This is a genomic window from Streptomyces sp. TLI_55 (assembly GCF_900206255.1).
In the GTDB taxonomy this organism is placed as follows: domain Bacteria; phylum Actinomycetota; class Actinomycetes; order Streptomycetales; family Streptomycetaceae; genus Streptomyces; species Streptomyces aquilus.
Genome location: NZ_OAOJ01000001.1, coordinates 8,699,272 through 8,720,577, shown reverse-complemented (window position 1 = coordinate 8,720,577; position 21,306 = coordinate 8,699,272). Strand labels below are relative to the sequence as shown.

Here is a 21,306-nt window from a genome sequence, read left to right as displayed (position 1 = left end):
GATGAAACAGGGGCCGTGCCGGAGTTGGGTCTGTCGACAGGGCGGTCACCGATCGCCGTGTCGCCAACGGACCGCCGTCGAAAGGCAATCCCATGCCCCTGCGCCTCGGTGTTTCCCTTCAGCCGCGCTGGCCGGTCGACGACGGAGCCGCCGTGCTCCGCGCCGCACGCCACGCCGAGGACCTGGGCTTCGATCACGTCGCGGTCGGCAACCGCCTGTTGGACAGCGGTTTCGGCCTCGACACGGATCCGCTGGTGCTGCTCTCGGCCGTGGCGGGGGCGACGACGCGCCTGCGGCTGCTGACGTCCGTGCTCGTCGCGCCGTTCTACCCGGCGGTGGTGCTCGCCAACCAGGCGGCCACGCTGGATGTCGTGTCCGGAGGGCGCCTGCTCCTGGGCGTCGGCACCGGCTGGAATCCCGACGAATTCGCCGCCGCCGGTGTACCCGCCCGTGAACGCGGTGCGCGTACCGACGACCACCTCGCCGCGGCCAAGGCCCTGTGGGCCCAGCGCCCAGCGGACTTCGACGGGCCGTTCACGACACTGCGCCAAGCGCAGCTGGGAGTGCCTCCGGTCACCCCCGGCGGTCCGCCCGTCTGGGTCGGCGGACACAGCGACGCCGCCCTGCGCCGGGCGCTGCGTTTCGGTGACGGCTGGTACGGCACAGGTGTCGACGCCGAGGAGGTCACCGACGTACGGCGCCGCCTGAGCGACCTCGGGGGCGCGGAGAACGCCGACCGGCTGACGCTCGCTTCGGCCGCGTTCCTCACTCCCCCTGGCATCCCCGCGGCGGTGGCGCCACCGGGGCGGCCGATGGGCGGCACCACTGCGACCGCGGCGAGTGTCGCCGAGGACCTCGGGCGGCTCGCCGAGGCAGGGCTGACCGCTTGCACCCTGTGGCTGCCCATCGCGGCTGAACACGTCGAGAAGGCCATGGAGTGGATCGCGGCCGAGGTGGCACCGCACCTCACCTGACGCCGGAAGCAGGGCCGTCGCGGCCGGGCCGTTCTTCAGATCGTCGGAGGCGGCACAGTACCCTGACCGTCGAACAGACCGGGTCCGGCCACCCGGTCTGATGGGGGGAACGTGGAGCTCATCGGTCGGGACGATCAGCTGCAGCTGGTGCGCCGGCTACTGGCCGAGCCACGCGGCCACGGAGCCGCGGTGCTCGTCCGGGGTGCGCCCGGCATCGGGAAGACAGCACTGCTCACCCGGACCGCCGCCCTCGCCGAGGAACTCGGCTACCAGGTCCTGCGGACCAGCGGTGCCGAGGCCGAGAGCGACATCGCCTACGCCGGTCTGCAGCTCATCCTGCGGCCACTCGCCACCGGAGCCGCCGACCTCGCCGCGTCGGACCGGCAGGCGCTGGACGCCGCTCTCGGACACGCCGAGACCGGTGTCCCCGACGTCTGCCTGGTCGGCCTGGCGGTGCTCAACCTGCTGGCCGACGCCGCCGCGACCGCACCGGTGCTGGTCCTGGTCGACGATGCCCAGTGGCTCGACGACGCACCGCCAGCGTCCTCGCCTTCGTGGCGCGAAGGATCGGCACGGAGCCGGTGGTCGTGGTGGGAGCCGCCCGCGACGGCTACCGGTCACGGCTCAACTCCGACGAACTCACCTCCGTGTCCCTCAGTCCGCTCACGGACGCCCAGGCCACGCGGCTCCTGGCGGACCATGCGCCGCGGCTGCGGCCGACCGCGCATCGCCGCCTGCTGGCCGAGGCGGCCGGGAATCCCCTGGCGCTGACCGAACTCTCCCGCACCCTGGGCGCGTCGGCCGATCCGCACCTGTCCCAGCTGCCGCTCACCGAGCGCCTCGAACGGGCCTTCACCGACCGTCTGGAATCCCTGCCCGAGATCACCCGCAGTCTGCTGCGGATCGCGGCACTCAACGACAGCCCGTCGCTCCCCGAGATCTACCGCGCGACCCGGCAGTTGACCGGCATGGCGGCAGGAACCGTGGAACTCGACCCCGCCGTACGCGCCCGGCTCGTCCAGGTCGTGGGCGCCGAGCTGCGCTTCGGGCATCCGCTGATGCGGTCGGCGATCCACCAGACCATGCCCGCCGACGTGCGCCACGCCGCTCACGCCGCACTCGCCGCCGCACTCCACGAGCAACCCGACCGGCAGCTGCGGCACCGGGCCGCCGCGGCCGACGACCCGGACGAGAGCGTCGCCGTGGCATTGGAGGACGCGGCTCACCGGGCCGCGCACCGTGGCGGCATCGCGGCCGCCGTCACCACCCTCGAACAGGCGGCCGCGCTCAGCGAGGACACCGGGCGCCGGGCCGAACGACTGTTGCGCGCCGCCGACTTCGCCGTCGAACTCGGCCGGCCCGAGACGGTGAACCGACTGCTGGACCAGGCGCTCACCGGGCCGCTGTCGCGGCGCCAGCACGCCACGGTCGTCTGGCTCCGCGGCAGCTTCGACGAGGGACTGCACAACCACGCCTCGGGCGCCCACTCGCTGACGGCCCTCGCCGAGGAGATGGCCGTGGAGGATCCTGCGCTGGCGTTGCGGATCCTGTGGAGCGCCGCGCAGTTGTGCTTCTGGTCCGAACCCGGCCCGGAGGGGCGCCGCACGGTCCTGGAGGCCGTGGAGCGCCTGGGCCTCGACGAACTCGACCCGTGGCGCCTGGCCATCTGCGCCTACGCCGCACCGGTCGAACGCGGCACGTTCGTCCTGGAACGGGCCCGACGCGTCGCCCTGAAGGAGGGCGATGACGGCCGCGCCTACCGCATGCTCAGCACCGCCGCACTCCTCGTCGGCGGTTTCGATCTGGCGCGGGCGTTCTCGGCGGCCGGCGGCGTGCCGCTGCGCGCGCAGGGACGCCTGGGGCTGCTGGCCCGGACGGTGGGCGCGGACGCGTGGAGCGCTCTCGTGGTCGGCGATCTCGGCGCGGCGATCGCCGCGACCGAGGAGTCACGACGGCTGGCGCGCGAAACCAGCCAGACGACGATGTACGCGTTGATGACCGCCACCGCGGCCAAGCTGGCCGCGCTGCGCGGTGAGGTGGACGCCGCGCTGGAGCTGGCCGAGGAGGCGGAGGAGACCGGGCTGCCCGCCGGGGCACGTCCGGTGCTGGCCACCGCGTCGATGGCGCGCGGACTGGCCGCGCTCGGCGCGGGTCGGTTCGAGGAGGCCTTGGGTCATTTCCGCCGACTGCACGATCCGGCGGACCCCGCGTACCAGGTCGCGCTGCGGCTGACGGTCGTGGGCGACCTCGTCGACGCGGCCACGCACTGCGGGCGGCTGGAGACGGTGCTGGGGATCGTGGCGGAACTGGAGGTGGTCTCCACGGTGACCTCCGCGCCGGTCCTGCACGCCGAACTGCGCCTGGTCCGGGCGCTGTTGGCCGCCGACGGGGACGCCGACCCGCTTTTCAGGGACGCGTTGAGCGCCGATCTCGGCGCCTGGCCCCTGATCAGGGCCCGTACCCACCTTGCGTACGGCGAATGGCTGCGGCGCCGACGGCGCAGTGTCGAGTCCCGCGACCACCTCCGGGCCGCCCGGGACATGTTCGACGCGCTCGGCGCGATCCCCTGGGGTGAGCGGGCCCGCCGCGAGCTGCGGGCCTCGGGCGAGACCAGCCGCCGCCGGGCCCCGGACGCCCGGGACCAACTGACCGCCCATGAACTCCAGATCGTCCGGCTCGCCGCCGACGGTCTGACCAACCGCGAGATAGGCCAGCGGCTCTACCTGTTCGCACCGGACCGTCAGTTCACATCTCCACCGGATCTTCCCCAAGCTGGGCGTGGTCTCGCGCGCCGAGCTGCGCACGGTGGTCGGCTCACTGCGCTGACCACCGTCACATGACGCTCGATACCGCCCGTGCGGCGCTCCTAGCGTTCCTCACGTCAGCACATCGACAGGGGGGATCGGTCCCATGGTGTGGAACGACGTCCACGAGGAACCTGGGCCGCCGATGGTCGGCCGCCACACCGAACGCGCGGCCATCGGCCGTCTGCTCGACGCCGTGCGCGACGGCCTCGGTGCCGTCCTCGTCCTGACCGGCGAGGCCGGGATCGGCAAGACCCGGCTGCTGGATCACGCCGCACAGCGGGCCGCGGAACTTCGCGTGATCCGTCTGACGCCGGTCGAGACGGAGACCAGTCTCGGTTTCGGCGCCCTGCACCAGTTGCTGCGGCCGTTCCTGAACCGGACGGACCGGCTGCCCGGGCCGCAGCGGGCCGCGCTGGACGCGGCCCTTGGCCTGGTGTCGGGGCCGCCCGCGGACCGCTATCTGGTCGGACTCGCGACGCTGACGCTGCTGTCGGACGCCGCCGCCGAGCAGCCGCTGTTGTTGCTGGTGGACGACGCTCAGTGGCTGGACCGGGAGTCGGCCGAGGCGCTCGCGTTCACCGCCCGCCGCCTGCATGCCGACTCCCTGGGCGTGATCGTCGCCCTCCGGAACGGGCCCGAGGGCAACGGCCTTTTCGAGGCACTGAGCGTGCATCATGTGACCGGTCTGCCGGAGACGGAAGCCAAGGCCCTGCTCTCCTTCGCCACCCGACGGGTGGACACAGCGGTGGCCGAACAGATCGTCGCCGGCACCGGCGGCAATCCGCTGGCCCTGCTGGAGCTGACCGACGCCCTCGCCGCCGAACAACTGGCCGGTGTCGCGCCGTTGCCCGATCCCCTGCCGGTGAGCCGGCTGCTGGAAGGGCATTTCCGGCGACTGGTCCACGCCATGCCGCCCGAGACCACGACCCTGTTGCTGCTCCTCGCCACGGTCCCCGCGGGCGACACGGCGACGGTGTGGCGGGCGGCCGGGCGTCTGGGGCTGTCGGCCCGCGCCGTGCAACCGGCCATCGCCGCCGGCGTCCTCGGCCGGGACACCCCGGCGGCGTTCCGCCATCCCCTGATCCGCTCGACGCTGTACGCGGGAGCCTCAGCCGAGGAACGGCGCCGGGCGCACGCGGCACTCGCCGCGGCCTGCGACCCCGTACGCGATGCCGATCGCCGCGCCTGGCACCGGGCCGAGGCCGCCGAGGGCGTGGACGACGCCGTCGCCGACGATCTCGAAGCGGCCTCCGAGCGGGCCCGCGCCCGCGGCGGCTACTCCCAGCAAGCGCTGTTCCTGTCCCGCGCCGCGGCCTTCACCAAAGCCCCGGACACTCGCGCCGAACGCCTGCTCGACGCAGCGCAGGCCCATCTGATGTCCGGTGACCCGCTCGCCGCGCAGACCGCGCTGGATCTCGCGTCCGCCGACATCCGTGGCCCGGTGTTGGGCGCACGCGAGCTGCGGATACGGGCGACCGCGCAGATGTTCAGGATCGCTGTGGCCGACGTCCCCGCGATGCTCATGGCCGCCGTGACCAGGCTCGGCCCCCGGGAGCCGGGGCTGTCCTGGGAGCTGCTCTGCGAGGCCCTCCACGCCGCACTGGTCGCCCACGACTCCGTGCAAGGCACATCGTCGGCCGAGGTCGCGGCGGCCGCGATCGCCGCGCGGCAGCACATCGCGGACGCATCGTCCCTGGACGGCCGCGACCTTCTGATGGAGGCGTTGGCCCGGCGCGTGGCCGACGGCTACGAATGCGGCGCGCCCGCGCTGCACACCGCGCTGGACGGGTTGCTGCGCGGCTGCACGATCGGTGTCGCGCGCAGTCCTTTCGCGGTGATGCTGTCCATGGCCTGCGACGATCTGTGGGAGGTCCAGGCCGGGCGTGACCTCACCGACCGCTTGGCGGCGGCCGACCGCGACACCGGCGCACTGTACGCGCTGAGCATCACGCTGCTCGTCCAGGCGCGCTACGACCTCTTGGACGGGCGGTTCAGGCAGGCGGAGGTCCGCTACGCGGAGTTCGACGACATCGCCGCCGACACCGGCTTCCCCGGGGGCGGGGACATCAACCGGCTCCATCTGTTCGCCCTGACCGGCCAGGAGGCGGAGCTGCGCTCGGCGGTGGGGCGAGCCGCGGAGATGCGGAGCATGGGCCACGGCGTGCTCCAACTCCTGGCGCAGCACGCTCTGACGGTGTTCGAGCTGGGGCATGGCCGCTACGAGCAGGCGCTGAAGCACGCGCGAACGGTCTTCGAGAAGGACTCACCGGCCTGCGGCAACCTCGTCCTGACGCAGCTCGTCGAGGCCTGTGTCCGTACCGGCGACCGAGCCGGCGCGAGCGAAGCTGTGGCCCGACTGGAGGAACGCGCCCCGCTCGCCGCCACCCCTTGGGCACTGGCCAGCCTGGCCCTGGGCCTGGCACTGACGGCCGACGGAGACGACGCGGAGAAGTTCTACCAGGAGTCGCTCGACCTGCTCGATCAGAGTCCACTGGCCCTGGAACAGGCCCGCGCGCGGCTGCTGTTCGGCGAGTGGCTGCGCCGCTGCAAGCGGCGCTCCGACGCCAGGACGCAGTTGCGTGCCGCGTACGAGAGCTTCGACGCCTTCGGTGCGCTGCCGTACGCCGAGCGTGCCCGGCTCGAACTGCTCGCCACCGGCGCGACGGCCCGCAGGCGGTCCGAGGAGACCAGGTTCGATCTCACCCCGCGGGAACGGCAGGTGGCCTCCATGGCGGCCGCCGGGCTGACCAACACGGAGATCGCGACCAGGTTGTTCGTCACGGCGTCGACCGTCGAATTCCACCTCAGCAGGGTCTTCCGCAAGCTCGGCATCACCTCCCGCAAGCGGATCCCCCACGCGATCGGCGAACCGGGCCCGGCGACCGAAGCCTGACTCCCCCTCAGGCCGGCGTCACTTGCTCAGGAAAGACAGCAGCGCGGCGTTCACCTCCTCGGCGTGCGTCCACAGCAGACCGTGCGGGGCGCCCTCGACCTCGACGTACTGGGCCGAAGGCAGCAGTGCGTGGAAGGGACGGCCGGTGGCGTCGACCGGCAGGATGCGATCCGCCGTCCCGTGCAGGATCAACGTCGGTACGTCGATCCTGGCGACGTCGGCGCGGAAGTCGGTGAGCCAGGTGGGCACGCACTCCACCGACGCGTACGCCGAGGCCCCCGCCGCCACGTTCCAGCTCCCTCGCACGGCCTCTTCGCTGATGCGGCTGCCGAGCGTCTCGTCGAGGTTGTAGAACGCCTCGTAGAAACCGGTGAAGTAGGCGTAGCGGTCTTTGGTGACCGCCTGCAGGATGCCGTCGAAGACGGACTGGTCGACGCCGGTCGGGTTGTCGTCGGTCTTGAGCAGGAAGGGTTCGAGCGAGGCCAGGAAGGCGGCCTTGGCGACGCGCTGCGATCCGTACGTGCCGAGGTAGCGGCCGACTTCTCCGGTGCCCATGGAGAACCCGACGAGTACCGCGTCGGTGAGGTCGAGCTCGGTCAGCAGCGTGTTGAGGTCGGCGGCGAAGGTGTCGTAGTCGTAGCCCGTGGTCGGCTGCGAGGACCGGCCGAAGCCGCGCCGGTCGTAGGTGATGACCCGGTGGCCGGCGTCGAGCAGGGCCGGGAGCTGCTTCTCCCAGGAGTGTCCGTCGAGCGGGTAGCTGTGGATCAGGACGACGGGCTGTCCGCTTCCGTGGTCCTCGTAGTACAGCTCGATGTCGGTGGAGTTCTCCTGCCCGACGGTGATGTAGGCCATGTCGGTTCCCTTCGGAGCTTGACGGATGAGAGGGGTGCCGGAGCGGGGTGGTTCCGTGGTGGCGGCCCGTGTTCTGACGGTGGGTCAGAGGGACTCGACGAGGCCCCCGTCGATGACGAAGTCGGCGCCGGTGATGTTCGCCGCCGCAGGACCGGCGAGATAGAGGACGAGGTCGGCCACCTCGGCCGGACGGGTGAAGCGGCCGGTCAGCGACTGGCCCGCCGCACCGCGGGCCACCTCTCGGGGATCGACGCCCCGGGACTCGGCGACCGTGGCGGCGACGCCGCCGGCGCCCTGCCACAGCGCCGTCTCCACCGGGCCGGGACCGATGGTGTTCACCCGCACGCCCTGCGGTCCGACCTCTTTGGACAGGGCCTTGCAGAAGTTGGTCAACGCTGCCTTGGCCGCGCCGTAGTCGATGACCAGCGGGTCCGGCAGCCTGGCGTTGACGGACGAGACGGTGACGATGCGTCCCGCGCCGGTGGCGAGCAGGTGGGGCAGGGCGGCCCGGGTGGTGCGGACGGCGGCCATGAGGTTGACGGTGAGCGTCCACTCCCAGTCCTCGTCCGTCACACTCAGGAAGCCGTCGACCCGTGGCCGTACCGCGCCGACGTTGTTCACGAGGACGTCCACACCGCCGTGGACCGCCACGGCTTCGGCGACCAGCGCGGCCGGACCGTCGGAGGTCGCCAGGTCGACCTCCACGACGGCGAGTTCGGCGCCCTGCTTCACCAGTGCGTCGAGGGCTTCGGTACGTTCCCTCGATCCGGCGACGACGCGGGATCCGGCCGCGAGGAAGGCCTCGACCACGGCCAGTCCGATGCCGCGCCCGGCACCGGTGACCACGACGGTCCGTCCGGCGAGACCCGCGTCGGCACCGGGGTGTGCTGTACCCCGGGAGGCCGACGTCATCGTGCCGTCTCCGGACTGTGCTGCCGCAGCCATCGCAGAACGGTGTCCGCGACCTCGCGCCAGCCGCCGTCGATCGTCAGGGAGTGCCCGCGGTCGGGGAAGTTGATGATGTCGGTGACGGCCTCGGAGTGCCGGTACTGCTTGAGGGTGGCCCGGGTGACGACCTCGGGGACCGTGTGATCCTTGCCGCCGGAGATGAGCAACAGGGGGCCGCGTCCGCTGTTGTCCGTGTCGACCTTCGCGGGCGAGTGGGGGTTGAAGTTGGCGGCGGCGGCCTCGTAGAGCGGCTTGCCGGGTGCGGGGATGGTCCAGCGCTCGTACAGGGCCGCCGATTCCTCCTCCGCGACGGCGTTGCCGAAGGCGAACCGGAACTCCTCCGGGGTCAGGGAGACCGACCGGCGCTTGTTGGCCGGGTTCTTGAAGACCGGGAGCGTCGCCTTCAGCGCGGACAGCGGCAGGGGCAGCACGCCCTTGATCTGTGCGGCGTCGATCGCGACCGCGGCGGCGGCGCGGTCCTGGCCGAGCAGCTTCTGGGCGATCATTCCGCCGAAGGAGTGACCGATCACGATGGGCCGGGCGGGCAGGGTCTCGATCAGGGCCGCGTAGTGTTCCACGACGTCGTCGATGCCGTATCCGGCGAGACTCTCGGGGTTCTGACGCGCTTCCTCGACGGTGTCGGGGTCGCCGGGCCACCCGGGTGCGGAGGGGTCGTAGCCCTCCGCTCGGAACAGATCGATCCACGGTTGCCAGGAGGTGCTGTGCAGCCAAAGGCCGTGGATGAAGACCACGGGAAGCGGGACGGTCATGGGCGGGCCCCTCTCGTGTGGGTGCGCTGACCCGGCATGCGCCCACGAAACCCGAACCCCGCCGCACTCGCACCGGGGTCACACCCCAGTGCTCAGGCGAGGCTGGACGGAGCGGTACCGCTCGCGTTCCGGCACATCACGGCGCCGCTATCATCCAATATGAGTAATTTGTGTCGAGCACCCTGAACCGGTGCAGATCCTTCGGAGCGGTCCATGTCCCGCAAGGGCCCGGCGCACGACGGCGACGAGCTGCTGGCCAGACTCAGCTCGCTGACGGCTCAGGCGCGTGAGCAGGCGGAGCTGCAGCGGTCCCAGGTCGAGCTGGCCATCGCCCTGCAGCGCGGCATGCTGCCCGCGGAGATGCCCACGGTGCCCCGCTACCACCTGGCCGTGCGCTACGTACCGGCACACCACGGCCTCAATGTGGGCGGCGACTGGTATGACGCCTTCTACCTGCCGGACGGCCGGATCGGGCTGTCCATCGGGGACGTACAGGGCCACAACATCGAGGCCGCCGCCTTCATGGGACAGGTACGCGTCTGCCTGCGCGCACTCGCCTCCGTCACGAGTCAGCCCGGCGAGCTCCTCGCACAGACCAACGATCTCCTCCTGTCCCTCGGCGCCGACCTCTTCGCCACCTGCACCTTCATGCGCCTCGACCCGTCCACCGGCGTGCTGGAGAGCGCCCGCGCCGGCCATGTCCCCAGTGTCTGGGCGACGGCAGACGGAAAGTCCGGCGTGGGCAGCGACGAGGGCGGTCCGCCGCTGGGTGTCGGGGCCGGCATGACCTACCCCGTGACCCGGTACCAGCTCACGACGGGCGGAGTGTTCGTCCTTCTCACCGACGGCGTCGTCGAGGGACCCTCGATGGAGGTCGACCAGGGCCTGGACCAGGTCGTACGCCTCGCCGGCATCGCCGCCGTGGCCGGCATGGACGCGGGCGCGCTCGCCACCGCCGTGATCCGGGGCGCCGACCAGGTGGGCCACGAGGACGACGCCGCCGTGCTGGTCGTCGGCCACGAGGGAACCGAACCTCAGCTGTAAGGCGGCATGCCGCCGCTCCCACGTAGCCGGAACGGCCATGCCAGTGTCTGATGGCTTGTGTGGTGGGTACCGAGAATCTGCGCCGGACCGGCGTCGTCGCCCTCCAGGTGCTGGCCGTCGCCGGCTGCTACTACGCCGCGGGGCGGCTCGGGCTCCTGCGCAATCTGGCCGTCGAAGGGGCGGTGTTCACCCCCATCTGGCCGCCGACCGGCATCGCGGTCGCCGCCCTGCTGATCTTCGGGCTGCGTGTCTGGCCCGGCATCACCCTCGGTTCCCTGCTCGTCATCATGCACCTCACCTCGCTGCAACCCGAGGTGCTCGGCAATCTGGTGGGCAACACGGCCGCGCCCGTCTGTGCCTGCCTCATGCTCCGTGCGGTGGGTTTCCGCACCGACCTCAGCCGGTTCCGGGACGGCCTGGCCCTGGTGTTCCTCGGGGCCCTGACCAGCATGCTGATCAGCGCCTCGGTAGGCGTCGGCATGCTCGTGATCACCGACCGGCTCCATGGCCACGGCCTCTGGGAGGTGTGGCTGGCGTGGTGGGTGGGGGACGCGATGGGGGTCCTGATCGTCACGCCACTCCTGCTGGCGCTCCATGGGGCACGCTGGCCCCCACCCCTGTCCCGCTGGCAGGAGGCCACAGGGCTCGCTCTCATCACATGCGGCTCCGTATTACTGGTCACGTTCAGCAGCCTCAGCGTGCTGTTCCTCGTCTACCCGCTGCTGATCTGGACGGCCCTGCGCTTCCAACTGGTCGGCAGCATGCTCTGCGCGCTCGTCACGTCCGTCATGGCCACCGTCGCCGCCACGGAGAGGGCCGGCCCTTTCGAGGGCCTGGACCGGATCGAAGTGATGCTCAAACTGCAGGCGTTCAACGGCACCATGGCCCTCACCGCCCTGCTGCTCTCCGCCGTGATCACCGAGCAGCACAACACCCGGCGCTCGGTGGAACGGGCCTGCCAGGAGCTGGTCGAGGTACTCGAGCATCTCACCGCGGGCAAGACGCCACCGGGCGGGCCGACACGGCCGGACGGGGAGACCCGGGACAGGGCGCGCCAGAAGGAGACGGGCCGTTGAGTCACGCCGCCCGGGCGACCTGACCATCCCGCTCATCGGAGACCACGGGCCGTCCCGCCGGGTTCTTGGGGGGCGTCAGGCGTCCGCCGTGGGTTCGGGATGGGTACGGCCGGTGAGTGCGGCCGGGGTCTGGGTGAGGTGCTGGGCCAGGAGGTCGGCCGCGGTGTCGGCGTCGCGGGCAAGCGCGGCCTCCTCGAGCCGGCGGTGCTCGTCCGTGCCCACCTGTTCGGCGATGCGGAGCGCCGCCCAGCGGCGGGCGAGCTCACTCGCGGTCCACATCCGGTCGAAGGTCTCCAGCAGCACGGAATTGCCACACCCCTCCAGCAGGGTGCGGTGGAAGACCCGATGGGCCTCGGACCATGCGCTGCTGTAGTACGCCCCCTCCTCCGGCCCGTATGCCGGGGTGCGGGCCAGACGGTGGTGCGCGGCTCGTACGCGGGCCTCCCAGTCGACGTCGCCGCGCTCGACGGACATGCGCAGCACGACCGGTTCGACGGTCCGGCGGGCTTCGGCGATCTCCTGCCAGCGGCGGTCGGAGAGGGCCGGGACGGCAAAGCCCCGGTTGGGCAGCCGGTCCGCGAGGCCCTCGCCGACCACCCGCACCAGCGCCTCGCGCACGACAGCCAGGCTCACGCCCTGTTCCTTGGCGAGATCCTGCGGCTTGAGGGCGTCACCGGGGGCGTACTCGCCGCGCATGATCGCGTCCCGCAGGTGTGCGTAGACCTGCTCGGAGAGCATCTGCTTCCCCGGCGAGGCCGAGGTGGGGGCCGTCTGAGTCATGCCGTCATCATAGACGATGGAGCGAATAATCGATTATTTATGTTATCGTCGATCCAGATGGCTGCCGGCGAAAGCCCCAGCCCCGGCACATCCGGAAAGGAACGACGCGATGAGCGCCAACGACCCCTTCGCCCGCCTCCCCGAGGCGGCCTCCTTCACCGTTTCCAGCACCACCGTCAGCGACGGCGCTCCCTGGCCGCCCGAGCAGTTCTCCGGCATCTTCGGCGTCCCCGGCGGGAAAGACCTCTCCCCGCAGCTGTCCTGGAGCGGTGCGCCGGAGGGCACCAAGAGTTACGCCGTCACCGTCTACGACCCCGATGCCCCCACCGGGTCCGGGTTCTGGCACTGGGCGGTCGCCGACATCCCCGCCACCGTCACCGAGCTGCCCGAGGGCGCCGGCGACGACACCGGCTCGGGCCTGCCCGAGGGTGCGTTCCAGCTGCCCAACGACGCCCGCGCGGCCCGCTTCATCGGCGCCGCCCCGCCGCCCGGCCACGGCCCGCACCGCTACTTCATCGTGGTGCACGCCCTCGGCGTCGCATCCATAGGCGTCCCGACCGACGCCACCCCGGCCGTCCTGGGCTTCACCATGGCCGGTCACATCCTGGGCCGCGCGGTCCTGACCGCCACCGCGGAAACCCTCGCCTGAGACACGGCATGTCCCGACTCATCGACACCACCGAGATGTATCTCCGCACCGTCCTGGAGCTCGAGGAGGAAGGCGTGGCCCCGCTGCGCGCCCGGATCGCCGAGCGACTGAACCACAGCGGCCCCACCGTCAGCCAGACCGCCGCCCGTATGGAGCGCGACGGCCTGCTGCGCGTCGCCGCCGACCGGCACCTGGAACTGACCGAGGAAGGCCGGCAGTTGGCCGTCCGCGTCATGCGCAAGCACCGGCTCGCCGAATGCCTGCTCATCGACGTGATCGGGCTGGAGTGGGAGCAGGTCCATGCCGAGGCCTGCCGCTGGGAGCACGTGATGAGCGAGGCCGTCGAACGCCGCATCCTCACGCTGCTGCGGCACCCGACACAGTCGCCGTACGGCAACCCGATCCCGGGCCTGGAGGAGCTCGGCGAGGAGCCCGCCGCGGATCCGATCCCGGACGAGAGCGTGGTCAGCCTCAACGACCTGGAGCGGGGGCCCGGCAGCGCAAGCGTGGTCGTGCGGCGCATCGGCGAGCCGCTCCAGGCCGATCCCGAGTTGATGCACACCCTGCGGCGCGCCGGAGTGCGGCCCGGCGCTGTCGTGAGCGTGACGTCGTCACCCGGCGGCGTGCTGGTCGGCAGCGGCGGCCGGACGGCCGAACTCCGCGCGCAGACCGCCGCGCACGTCCTGGTGGCCAAGCACCGAAAGGGCTGTGAGGGTCCGGGGCTTCAGCACGGCGGTTGACTGCCCCGCTGGTGAACGGGAGGGCGACAGCTCGGGCTGTCACCACCCGCCATCCTGCCTCACGCGTCGGGGAGGGTGCGGTCAGGTACCCGCACCATGGCGTGTACCAACGCCGCCAGCATCACCACAGCCCCCAGCAGGAAGGCGGCGTGCAGTGCATCGGCGTAGCCCTCCCGGAAGGGGCGGACCAGCAGGGCGTCCAGACGAACGAGGGCCGAGGAATCCTGAAGCGCGCCGTGGCCGCCCGGTCCGAGAAGCGAGGTGATCACCCGCGCGTTGCCGGGCCGCTCGGCGAGGTGGTGGAACCGGGCGTTTCTCGACGCGGCCGAGATCCGCTCGTGGATGTGGGACGCGGCGGACGAGAAGACGACGGAGAGGAAGACCGCGGTGCCCACGGTGCCGCCGCTGGTGCGGAAGAAGTGGACCGCGGCCGTCGCGGCCCCCATGTCGGGTCGCGGCGCCCCGGACTGCGCCAGCGTCGTCATCGTCTGCATCGCGGCACCCATGCCCGCGCCCAGCAGCACCATTCCCGCGGTCGCCAAGAGCATCGAACTGCCCCTGCCCAGACCGGCACAGACCAGCAGCCCGAGGGCCAGGCAGGCCACCCCGGCCACCAGGCAGGGTTTGATCCGACCGGTACGGGCAATGACGCGCCCCGCCACCAGGGTCACGACGAAGCCGGCGGCGGCGGTGGGAAGGGAGGCCAGTCCCGCCTCCACCGGGCCCATACCCTGGACGAGTTGCAGGTAGAGGGGCACGGTGACGGCCGCGCCGAACACCCCGAACCCGACCATGAAGTGCAGGGTGACGCCCAGCCGGAAGACATGGACACGGAACAGCCTGAGCGGCAGCAGAGCCGCGTCGCCGGCGCGCCGCTCCACCGCGACGAAAGCGGCCAGGCCGAACAGCCCGGCCCCGTAGAGCGACCAGGCCGCACGCGATCCCCAGCCCCAGACTCCGCCCTGTTCCGCCACCACCAGCAGCGGGGCCGCTCCGGCCACCAGAGCGACGGCGCCCAGTACATCCAGCCGGTGACGTACAGGCCGGTGCGGCACGCGCAGCAGCCGTAGAACCATCACCAGGGCCAGCGCGGCCAGCGGGAGGTTGATCAGGAAGATCCAGCGCCATCCGGCCACCCCCAGCAGTGTGTCCTGTCCGGCGAGGACGCCTCCGACGACCGGGCCGGCAAGGGCGGCGGTGCCGAACACCGCGGTGTAGAAGCCCTGATAGCGCCCGCGCTCCCGAAGGGTGGTGACATCGGCGATCACGGTCATCGCGAGGGAGGCCAGCCCCCCACCGCCCAAGCCCTGGACCGCCCGGAAGACGGCCAGTTCGGTCACGGAGTCGGCCGCCGCGCAAAGCAACGAGCCGACGGCGAACAGGGCGATCGCGGCGGCATAGGTGCGCCGGCGGCCGAAGACGTCCGCGAGTTTCCCGTACATCGGGCCGACCACCGTGCCGGTGACGAGATAGGCGGTGGTCACCCACGCCTGTCGGCTCAGCCCGTGCAGATCGTCGGTGATCGTCCGCAGGGCCACGGAGATCACCGTCTGGTCGAGGGCCGACAGGAACAGCCCCAGCATGACGCTTGTCAGAACAGCCTTCCTGCGACGGTGCGAAAGGCGCACGACCGGCTCGAAGGAGGCGTCGGCCTCCGGACTCGGCAGGTTCCTCACCCCGCGCGGCCCGTCATTCACCGGACTGTCCGACGGCGGCGAGGATTTCCTCGGCGACCTGCGCCGCTCCCTCCGTACCCATGGCCGTGGCCAGTCCCCGCCAGTCCACGTCCGCCTGCCCCGCTCGGCGGACCGCGACCACGACCCGTGCCCGTAACTCGTCCTGGAGCGGTGCCAGGAGACGGGACGCCTGGGCCATCCCGCCGTGGACGACACCGTGGGCGGCGGCTTCGCCCTGTCTGCGTGCCGCTATCACGGCCTCCTCGTCGAACACGTCGACCGGCCAGGCGAGCCTGGTGTCCGAGCCCGTCGCCTCCTGGTGGAAGCGGGCGTTGAAGATCTGGCTGACGTTCTGCGGGGGCAGGGTGACGGTCGGGACGCCGTACGTACTCGCCTCCAGCAGCGTGGTCAGGCCCGGCGAGGTGAGCAGCAGGTCGCAGCGGTCCATGGCCGCGACGAAGTCGTCGTGGACGAGGGGGCCGAACTCCACGGCGAGCCCCTCGGGTACCTGAGCGGCCAGTTCGTGGATCAGGTCGGGGGTGAGGTTGCCGGCCACCCGCACCGCGCCCGCCTCGCAGTCGGCGAGTGCCCGCAGCACAGCGGGGATCACGGCCCGCGGGTAGGTGCGCCACTCCGGCAGACCGGGGGCCTGCATCCCGCCGAGGCTCACCAGCGCCTCGCGCGGCCGACCAGGGATGCGGACCCCTTGCCGCTCCCGCGCCTCCGACGGCCCGTCAGCCGTGCGCCGCGCCGGGCCGATCGGCGGCACGACCGCGTCGACCCATCGCAGCCGCTTCGCCGACTCGACCACCACCCGGCTCTCCTCCCCCATCCGCGGGGAACGTTGAGCGCAGTAGGCGGCGGCTTCGAGGGGCAGCCAGGTCAGATCCCCCTCGGACCACAAGAAGGGCAGGCTGTCGAGGAACACGGCCGGCACGCCCGCGGCCTCCAGCGACTTGGCGGTCGGCCCGTCGAGCACACACAACCCCGCCCGTATCCCCTCCGCTCGGACGATCTCCGCGATCCGCGCGGTGTCGGTCCCCTTCACCTCGTACCAGCGGTCGATGCCGGATCCGGCCAGCAGGGGCCGGCCGAGGTCCGTGCTCAACCCGACGACGCGTGGTGGCACTCGGCACAGCCCGCGCAGAGCCCGCACGACGGAGTCGATCTTTCCCGCGCTGCCCCAGCCGAACGAGACACCGGCGACGGCCAGCACCAGCGGTCGGCTCACGGAATGGGTATTCATATCGCCCTCGATTTCGTCGAGAATCGGCAAAATACTTCGATGCACACTCCAAGCAGCAAAAGCTGGAGTAAACAAGCGACAAGCCATTGCGAGAATCTCTTCGCGTGCTTCACTGTAGAAACAGAAGCGCCCCGATGACGGGCACTTCGGCGCCTTTCTTACGTCCTTGACAATTCCTTACCCCAGCAGAAAGCGAGCTGTTTTCCGACATGAAGGAAATACCGTGGCCGTGACCAGCGTGACCGTCTTCTGCGGATCCTCACCGGGCCACCGCCCCGGCCATCTGCGCCTGGCCGGCGAGCTGGGCCGCGCGCTGGCCGAGGCGAAACTGCGCCTGGTGTACGGCGGCGCCCGCACCGGCCTCATGGGCGCGGTGGCCGACGGCGCCCTGGCCGACGGGGGATCGGTGACCGGCGTCGTACCGAGCCGCATGCTGCCGTACGAGATCGCACACACGGAACTGACGGAGCTGGAGGTGGTGGCGGACATCCACGCGCGCAAAGCGCGCATGGCCGAGCTGGGCGACGCCTTCGTGGCGCTGCCCGGCGGTCTGGGTACGGCGGAGGAACTACTGGAGGCGCTGTCCTGGGCACAATTGCACATCCACCGCAAACCCTGCCTTCTCCTCGACCCGGAGGATTTCTACGCTCACCTGCTGCGCTTTCTGAAGCACGCCGAGGACGAGGGATTTCTGCGCGCGCGGGACCTGGAGCGGATCGTGGTGTGCAGGTCGACGCAAGAGGTGATCGAACACCTTGTGGGCTCGGCGCCCGTGGCTCCGCCACCGTCGCCGCCCGTGGTGCTGCCCGCGGGCCGGACCGCCTTCCTGTTCTCCGGGGCCGGATCGCAGCAGGCCGGCATGGGCCGCGAGCTCCAGGCCGCCTTCCCCGTCTTCGCCTCCGCTCTCGACGAGGTCTGCACACTGCTCGACCCATATCTCGAACTGCCCCTGCGGGACGTGATGTTCGCCGAGGCCGGCACACGCACCTCCGCGCTGCTGGACCGGATCACGTACGGGAACCCCGCCATCTTCGCCCTCCAGGTGGCGCAGTTCCGGCTGCTGGAGAGCTGGGGCTTACGGCCGGACGCGGTGTTCGGTTACTCGGCGGGCCGCATGGCCGCCGCCCACGTCGCGGGCGTCTTCTCGCTGCCGGACGCCTGCCGGGCCGTCGGCACTCTGTCCCAGCTGATGGCCACGCTGCCGGAGACGGGCGCCATGGCAGCCCTGGAGGCCGCACCGGCAGAACTGCCCGCGATCGACGGGGTGGTGATCGCGGCGGTCAACGGGCCACGCGCCGTGGTCGTTTCCGGCGACCGGGACGCGGTGACCGCCCTGCACGACGCATGGGTGGGACGTGGACGGCGCAGCCGCTTCCTTCGGGTGAGCCTGGCGATGCACTCACCGCATCTCGACCCGCTGCTGGACGACTACGCCAAGGTCCTGCGCGCCATGAGGCTGAAGGTGCCGCACACCCCTCTGGTCTCCGACATCACGGCGCGACCCGTCCGCGCCGAGGCCACCACACCCGAGTTCTGGATCCGGGAGCTGCGCGAACCTGTCCGCTTCACCGACGCGGTCGACCGACTGCACCGGGACGGTGTGACCACCGGTCTCGAACTGGGCCCGGGCGAGGTGCTGTCCGGCATGCTCGACGACTGTCGTCCCGACGCGGGCCAAGGAATCAGGGCCTTGGCGATGTGCCGGGACTGGCCGGCCGTGCACAGAGGCGCCGAGGTTTCCGGAGCACTCGCCAACGGCACCAGGTGAAGGAAGCTCACCCGTCCGGCAGACGCCCCGGGCTACCGAGGCGACGAACCAGGCCCGGTGAACATCAGCGCCCCTCACCGGATCCACCGCGGCCGGATCACCGACCCGTTCGCCCAAGTCTTCGAACGCCTCGGCCGACGTTGCTCATGGCGCCGCCCGAGTCCTCAGGACCCGGGCGGCGTCGTTCGGTCGGTGTGGATGTCAGGGGGTCAGCTGCCAGCGGGCGATGTACCCGACGTCGATGGCTGCCCAGTCCCGCACGCGCAGGGTCCAGGTGCCGTTGATCGGTTGCGCGGAGGCGTCGACGGTGAACGTCTGATCCACGTTGTCGGCGGAGCCGCCGCTGCGATTGAGGAGGGAGTAGACGGTGCCGTTCGGGCCGACGAGGTCGACGGTGAGGTCACCGCGGTAGGTGTGGACGATGTTGACGTAGACCGAGGTGGTCGCGGAGGCGTTGCCGTCCCGGCCGGTGATGGTCAGCGGCGACTCCACGGCGGCCCCGACGTCGGGGATGTCGACGCGGGTGTTGTTGCCGTAGACGTAGCCGATCTTCCAGGTGAAGGTGTCCGTGGCGGTCGCCCCGGTGCTGTCGGTCACGGTGATCGTGACGTCACTGGTGCCGACGGTCGTCGGCGTGCCGCTGATCAGACCGGTCGGGCTGATGCTGAGGCCGGCGGGCAGTCCGGTGGCCTCGTAGGTCAGGGCGGCGCCGGTGTTGGTGGTGTAGGCGTCGAGTTGGAGGCTGACGCTCTGGTTGATGCCGCTGATCTGGTCGGCGGTCGGGGCGAGGTTGACGCCGAGGGCGATGCGGTTGCCGACGTTGATCCCGGCCCAGGCGTCGGCGACGGCGAGGTACGTCGGGCTGTAGGCGCCGAACAGGTCGCTCGCGGCCGACAGGGTGGCGGTGCGGGCGCCGGCGTAGTCGGTCGTGGAGGTCATGTACGTCGTCAGCGCGCGGTACCAGATCGCGGCGGCGTTCTGGATGCCGATGCCGGTGACCGGCCGGCCGTCCGACGTCGGGCTGTTGTAGGCCACGCCGTTGACGGTCTTGGCGCCGCTGCCCTCGGAGAGCAGGTAGAAGAAGTGGTTCGCGGGGCCCGAGGAGTAGTGGACGTCGAGGCCGCCGAGGGAGGGGCTCCAACTGTCGGCGGAGGCACCGTCCTTGGAGGGCTTGTCCATGTAACGCAGCGGTGTGCCGTCGCCGTTGATGTCGATCTTCTCGCCGACCAGGTAGTCACCGGGATCGGCGGGGAGGTTCTCGTAGAACTCGACGGCGGCGGCGAAGATGTCGGAGGTCGCCTCGTTGAGCCCGCCGGACTCCCCCGAGTAGTTCAGCCCCGCCGTGGCGGCGGTGACGCCGTGGCTCATCTCGTGGGCGGCCACGTCGAGCGCGGTCAGCGGGTGGGTGTTGCCCGAGCCGTCGCCGTAGGTCATGCAGAAGCAGGAGTCCTGCCAGAAGGCGTTGACGTAGTTGCTGCCGTAGTGGGCGCGGCTGTAGGCGGCGACACCGTCGTTGCGGATGCCGTTGCGGCCGTAGGTCTCCTTGTAGTAGTCCCAGGTGGCCGCGGCGCCGAACGCCACGTCGACACCGGCGGTCTGACGGTTGGACGGCAGGCCGTTGCCCCAGACATCGTTGTCGTCCGTGAACAGAGTGCCGGTGCCCGAGGTGCCCTGGTTGAGGTCGTACGTCCGCTGCCCGGCGCGGTCGGGGTCGACGAGCTGGTACGTCGAACCGGACAGGGTGGTGCCGACCGGGACCTCGCCGGCGTACTGGCCGGTGCCGGTGCCGGTGTGGACGTGCTCGGCGGCCAAGAGCTTCTTGCCGGTACCGGCGTCGGTGACGACCTGGAGTTCGCTGGGGGTGCCGTCCTTCTGGACGCCCTCGACGAGGGTCTCCCAGGCCAGCACGGGCTTGCCGGTTCCGGCCCAGACCACCAGGCGGGGTGCCTGCTCCGTCTCGGCGCCCTTGACCTTGCTCTTCTTCGAGATGCCGAGGGCCTTGGTGGCGGCGCCGGCGGCGGTGAGCTTCGGGCGGAGCGAGGGGACCTGGAGTCGGGCGGAGCTCGCCTTGGTGACGGTCGTACGACCGCTCTTGTCGTGGACGACCAGGTCACCGCCGAGGACGGGCAACCCGGCGTAGGTGCGCTCGTAGCGGGTGTGCGTGGTGCCGTCGGCGTCCTTGATGACGTCCTTGACGACCAGCTTCTCCTGGGCGCCGAGGCCGATCCGCTGTGCTGTGCGGGGTGCCGCGGACCGGGCGCTCTTGATCAGGGCGGCGCGGCGGGCGGGCGTCAGGGACGGCTGGGCGGCGCCGGCCCTGGGGGTGGCGGTGATCTTCGTGCGGCCGGGGTCCGCAGGGACCGCGGTGGCGAGACCGGGGGCGGCGAGGGCGAGCAGGGAGCCTATGGCCGTGAAGGCGAGGACGGCGGTGTGTCTGCGCCCGGTGAGAGCGCGGCGTCGCAGGGACAACGGGTTCTCCTTCGATACAACGGACGGCCCGTGGTGGGGGGTCGTGGAGGTGACGGAGCGGCGGTGTGTGCCGGTCCGGAGTGCTGCACGGCATGCGGGTTGAAGGAGGTGGGGGGTGGAGGGCGGAGACTTGCTCCGTGTGGGGATTCCGTCAAGGAACCGTGAACTTCCGCAGAAGAGTGGCACTGCACGCACAGTTTTGTCATGGGAATGCCAAAGCAACGGCTGGAATTGACCTTGCCGGGCGGGCATATCGGCACAGACGGCGTCGGTTTTCGGCCTCGCCTCACGGGGAGGGCTCCGTGGGGTGTCCCTCGGGCTTCCCTCCAAGCCTTCGTGGGACCGTAGTGCCTCAAGTTCCAACCAACGGGAGGCAGTTGTGACCAGAATCGTGCGGGTCTTCGCCATCGCGGCCGGGATCGTCATCGCGGTCGCGGGCGCCGGGACCGCGGTCGCCGCGGGCGACGGCGACACCGTGACGGTGGCCATTGTGGCGGGTGCCTACAAGTAGTCCACCAGCGCGGCCCGCTCTTCATGGGCGGGCCGCGGCGGAGGTGACCCGGCGCGAGGCCGCATGGTTGCCCCGGCTGCGGCGTCCACCGCCGCCGAGGCCC

The 21,306-nt window shown here is 71.3% G+C and carries 16 protein-coding genes; 9 read left to right on the top strand and 7 right to left on the bottom strand.

Annotation, left to right across the window (positions count from 1 at the left end; genetic code table 11):
- The first annotated feature begins 92 nt into the window (after positions 1 to 92).
- The 3 genes from CRP56_RS39990 to CRP56_RS39980 all read left to right on the top strand — a co-directional run bounded on the left by CRP56_RS39990 (position 93) and on the right by CRP56_RS39980 (position 6,674).
- Entirely contained in the window at positions 93 to 974 is an 882-nt protein-coding gene (locus CRP56_RS39990) for a TIGR03619 family F420-dependent LLM class oxidoreductase (protein ID WP_097272583.1), read from the top strand.
- Positions 975 to 1,085: 111 nt separating this feature from the next.
- Positions 1,086 to 1,745 carry an ATP-binding protein gene (locus CRP56_RS48075; protein WP_218878017.1) on the top strand — a complete coding sequence of 220 codons (660 nt, stop codon included), beginning with the start codon at positions 1,086 to 1,088 and terminating at the stop codon, positions 1,743 to 1,745.
- Positions 1,746 to 3,884: 2,139 nt separating this feature from the next.
- Positions 3,885 to 6,674, top strand: a complete 2,790-nt coding sequence (locus CRP56_RS39980) for a helix-turn-helix transcriptional regulator (RefSeq protein WP_097272581.1) — start codon at positions 3,885 to 3,887, stop codon at positions 6,672 to 6,674.
- Positions 6,675 to 6,692: 18 nt separating this feature from the next.
- Here CRP56_RS39980 and CRP56_RS39975 read toward each other — a convergent pair whose 3' ends face one another.
- From CRP56_RS39975 to CRP56_RS39965, 3 genes are all read right to left on the bottom strand, one after another.
- Positions 6,693 to 7,526, bottom strand: a complete 834-nt coding sequence (locus CRP56_RS39975) for an alpha/beta fold hydrolase (RefSeq protein ID WP_097272579.1) — start codon at positions 7,524 to 7,526, stop codon at positions 6,693 to 6,695.
- Positions 7,527 to 7,610: 84 nt separating this feature from the next.
- Positions 7,611 to 8,438, bottom strand: coding sequence for an SDR family NAD(P)-dependent oxidoreductase (locus CRP56_RS39970; protein WP_097272577.1), 828 nt, complete (start codon positions 8,436 to 8,438; stop codon positions 7,611 to 7,613).
- Entirely contained in the window at positions 8,435 to 9,244 is an 810-nt protein-coding gene (locus tag CRP56_RS39965) for an alpha/beta hydrolase (RefSeq protein WP_097272575.1), read from the bottom strand. Before CRP56_RS39965 ends, CRP56_RS39970 begins: the two co-directional genes overlap by 4 nt.
- Before the next feature lie 213 nt (positions 9,245 to 9,457).
- On the opposite strand from CRP56_RS39965, the gene CRP56_RS39960 reads away from it, so the two are divergent.
- Together CRP56_RS39960 and CRP56_RS39955 are read left to right on the top strand one after the other, a co-directional pair.
- Complete coding sequence (locus CRP56_RS39960; protein ID WP_097272573.1) at positions 9,458 to 10,288, top strand: PP2C family protein-serine/threonine phosphatase; 831 nt, start codon at positions 9,458 to 9,460, stop codon at positions 10,286 to 10,288.
- 59 nt (positions 10,289 to 10,347) lie between these two features.
- Entirely contained in the window at positions 10,348 to 11,364 is a 1,017-nt protein-coding gene (locus tag CRP56_RS39955; RefSeq protein WP_097272571.1) for an MASE1 domain-containing protein, read from the top strand.
- Between the two features lie 75 nt (positions 11,365 to 11,439).
- Here the strand turns inward: CRP56_RS39955 and CRP56_RS39950 are convergent, their stop codons facing one another.
- Complete coding sequence (locus tag CRP56_RS39950; protein WP_097272569.1) at positions 11,440 to 12,144, bottom strand: GntR family transcriptional regulator; 705 nt, start codon at positions 12,142 to 12,144, stop codon at positions 11,440 to 11,442.
- A 109-nt stretch (positions 12,145 to 12,253) separates the two neighbouring features.
- Between CRP56_RS39950 and CRP56_RS39945 the strand changes: the two genes are divergently transcribed.
- Together CRP56_RS39945 and CRP56_RS39940 are read left to right on the top strand one after the other, a co-directional pair.
- The gene (locus CRP56_RS39945; RefSeq protein WP_097272567.1) at positions 12,254 to 12,793 is read left to right on the top strand and encodes a YbhB/YbcL family Raf kinase inhibitor-like protein; all 540 of its coding nucleotides are present in this window, start codon (positions 12,254 to 12,256) and stop codon (positions 12,791 to 12,793) included.
- 8 nt (positions 12,794 to 12,801) lie between these two features.
- Positions 12,802 to 13,533 (top strand): metal-dependent transcriptional regulator, encoded by a 732-nt coding sequence (locus CRP56_RS39940; RefSeq protein ID WP_097272565.1) that lies wholly within the window; start codon positions 12,802 to 12,804, stop codon positions 13,531 to 13,533.
- A 59-nt stretch (positions 13,534 to 13,592) separates the two neighbouring features.
- Here the strand turns inward: CRP56_RS39940 and CRP56_RS39935 are convergent, their stop codons facing one another.
- Both CRP56_RS39935 and CRP56_RS39930 read right to left on the bottom strand, forming a co-directional pair.
- Positions 13,593 to 15,116 (bottom strand): MDR family MFS transporter, encoded by a 1,524-nt coding sequence (locus tag CRP56_RS39935; protein ID WP_097272563.1) that lies wholly within the window; start codon positions 15,114 to 15,116, stop codon positions 13,593 to 13,595.
- Between the two features lie 106 nt (positions 15,117 to 15,222).
- Positions 15,223 to 16,440, bottom strand: a complete 1,218-nt coding sequence (locus CRP56_RS39930) for a hydroxymethylcytosylglucuronate/cytosylglucuronate synthase (RefSeq protein ID WP_179851237.1) — start codon at positions 16,438 to 16,440, stop codon at positions 15,223 to 15,225.
- A gap of 238 nt (positions 16,441 to 16,678) precedes the next feature.
- On the opposite strand from CRP56_RS39930, the gene CRP56_RS39925 reads away from it, so the two are divergent.
- Positions 16,679 to 18,223 (top strand): TIGR00730 family Rossman fold protein, encoded by a 1,545-nt coding sequence (locus CRP56_RS39925; RefSeq protein ID WP_097272559.1) that lies wholly within the window; start codon positions 16,679 to 16,681, stop codon positions 18,221 to 18,223.
- 201 nt (positions 18,224 to 18,424) lie between these two features.
- Here CRP56_RS39925 and CRP56_RS39920 read toward each other — a convergent pair whose 3' ends face one another.
- Entirely contained in the window at positions 18,425 to 20,692 is a 2,268-nt protein-coding gene (locus CRP56_RS39920; RefSeq protein WP_097272557.1) for a M4 family metallopeptidase, read from the bottom strand.
- A gap of 379 nt (positions 20,693 to 21,071) precedes the next feature.
- On the opposite strand from CRP56_RS39920, the gene CRP56_RS48675 reads away from it, so the two are divergent.
- Entirely contained in the window at positions 21,072 to 21,203 is a 132-nt protein-coding gene (locus CRP56_RS48675) for a hypothetical protein (protein WP_257041592.1), read from the top strand.
- The last annotated feature ends 103 nt before the right edge of the window (positions 21,204 to 21,306 follow it).

Excerpts from the sequence above, each read along its gene's own strand:
- CRP56_RS39945 (WP_097272567.1), top strand. The coding sequence starts at position 12,254 with ATGAGCGCCAACGACCCCTTCGCCCGCCTCCCCGAGGCGGCCTCCTTC.
- CRP56_RS39950 (WP_097272569.1), bottom strand. The coding sequence starts at position 12,144 with ATGACTCAGACGGCCCCCACCTCGGCCTCGCCGGGGAAGCAGATGCTC.
- CRP56_RS39975 (WP_097272579.1), bottom strand. The coding sequence starts at position 7,526 with ATGGCCTACATCACCGTCGGGCAGGAGAACTCCACCGACATCGAGCTG.
- CRP56_RS39935 (WP_097272563.1), bottom strand. The coding sequence starts at position 15,116 with ATGCTGGGGCTGTTCCTGTCGGCCCTCGACCAGACGGTGATCTCCGTG.
- CRP56_RS39960 (WP_097272573.1), top strand. The coding sequence starts at position 9,458 with ATGTCCCGCAAGGGCCCGGCGCACGACGGCGACGAGCTGCTGGCCAGA.
- CRP56_RS39980 (WP_097272581.1), top strand. The coding sequence starts at position 3,885 with ATGGTGTGGAACGACGTCCACGAGGAACCTGGGCCGCCGATGGTCGGC.
- CRP56_RS39970 (WP_097272577.1), bottom strand. The coding sequence starts at position 8,438 with ATGACGTCGGCCTCCCGGGGTACAGCACACCCCGGTGCCGACGCGGGT.
- CRP56_RS39965 (WP_097272575.1), bottom strand. The coding sequence starts at position 9,244 with ATGACCGTCCCGCTTCCCGTGGTCTTCATCCACGGCCTTTGGCTGCAC.
- CRP56_RS39940 (WP_097272565.1), top strand. The coding sequence starts at position 12,802 with ATGTCCCGACTCATCGACACCACCGAGATGTATCTCCGCACCGTCCTG.
- CRP56_RS39990 (WP_097272583.1), top strand. The coding sequence starts at position 93 with ATGCCCCTGCGCCTCGGTGTTTCCCTTCAGCCGCGCTGGCCGGTCGAC.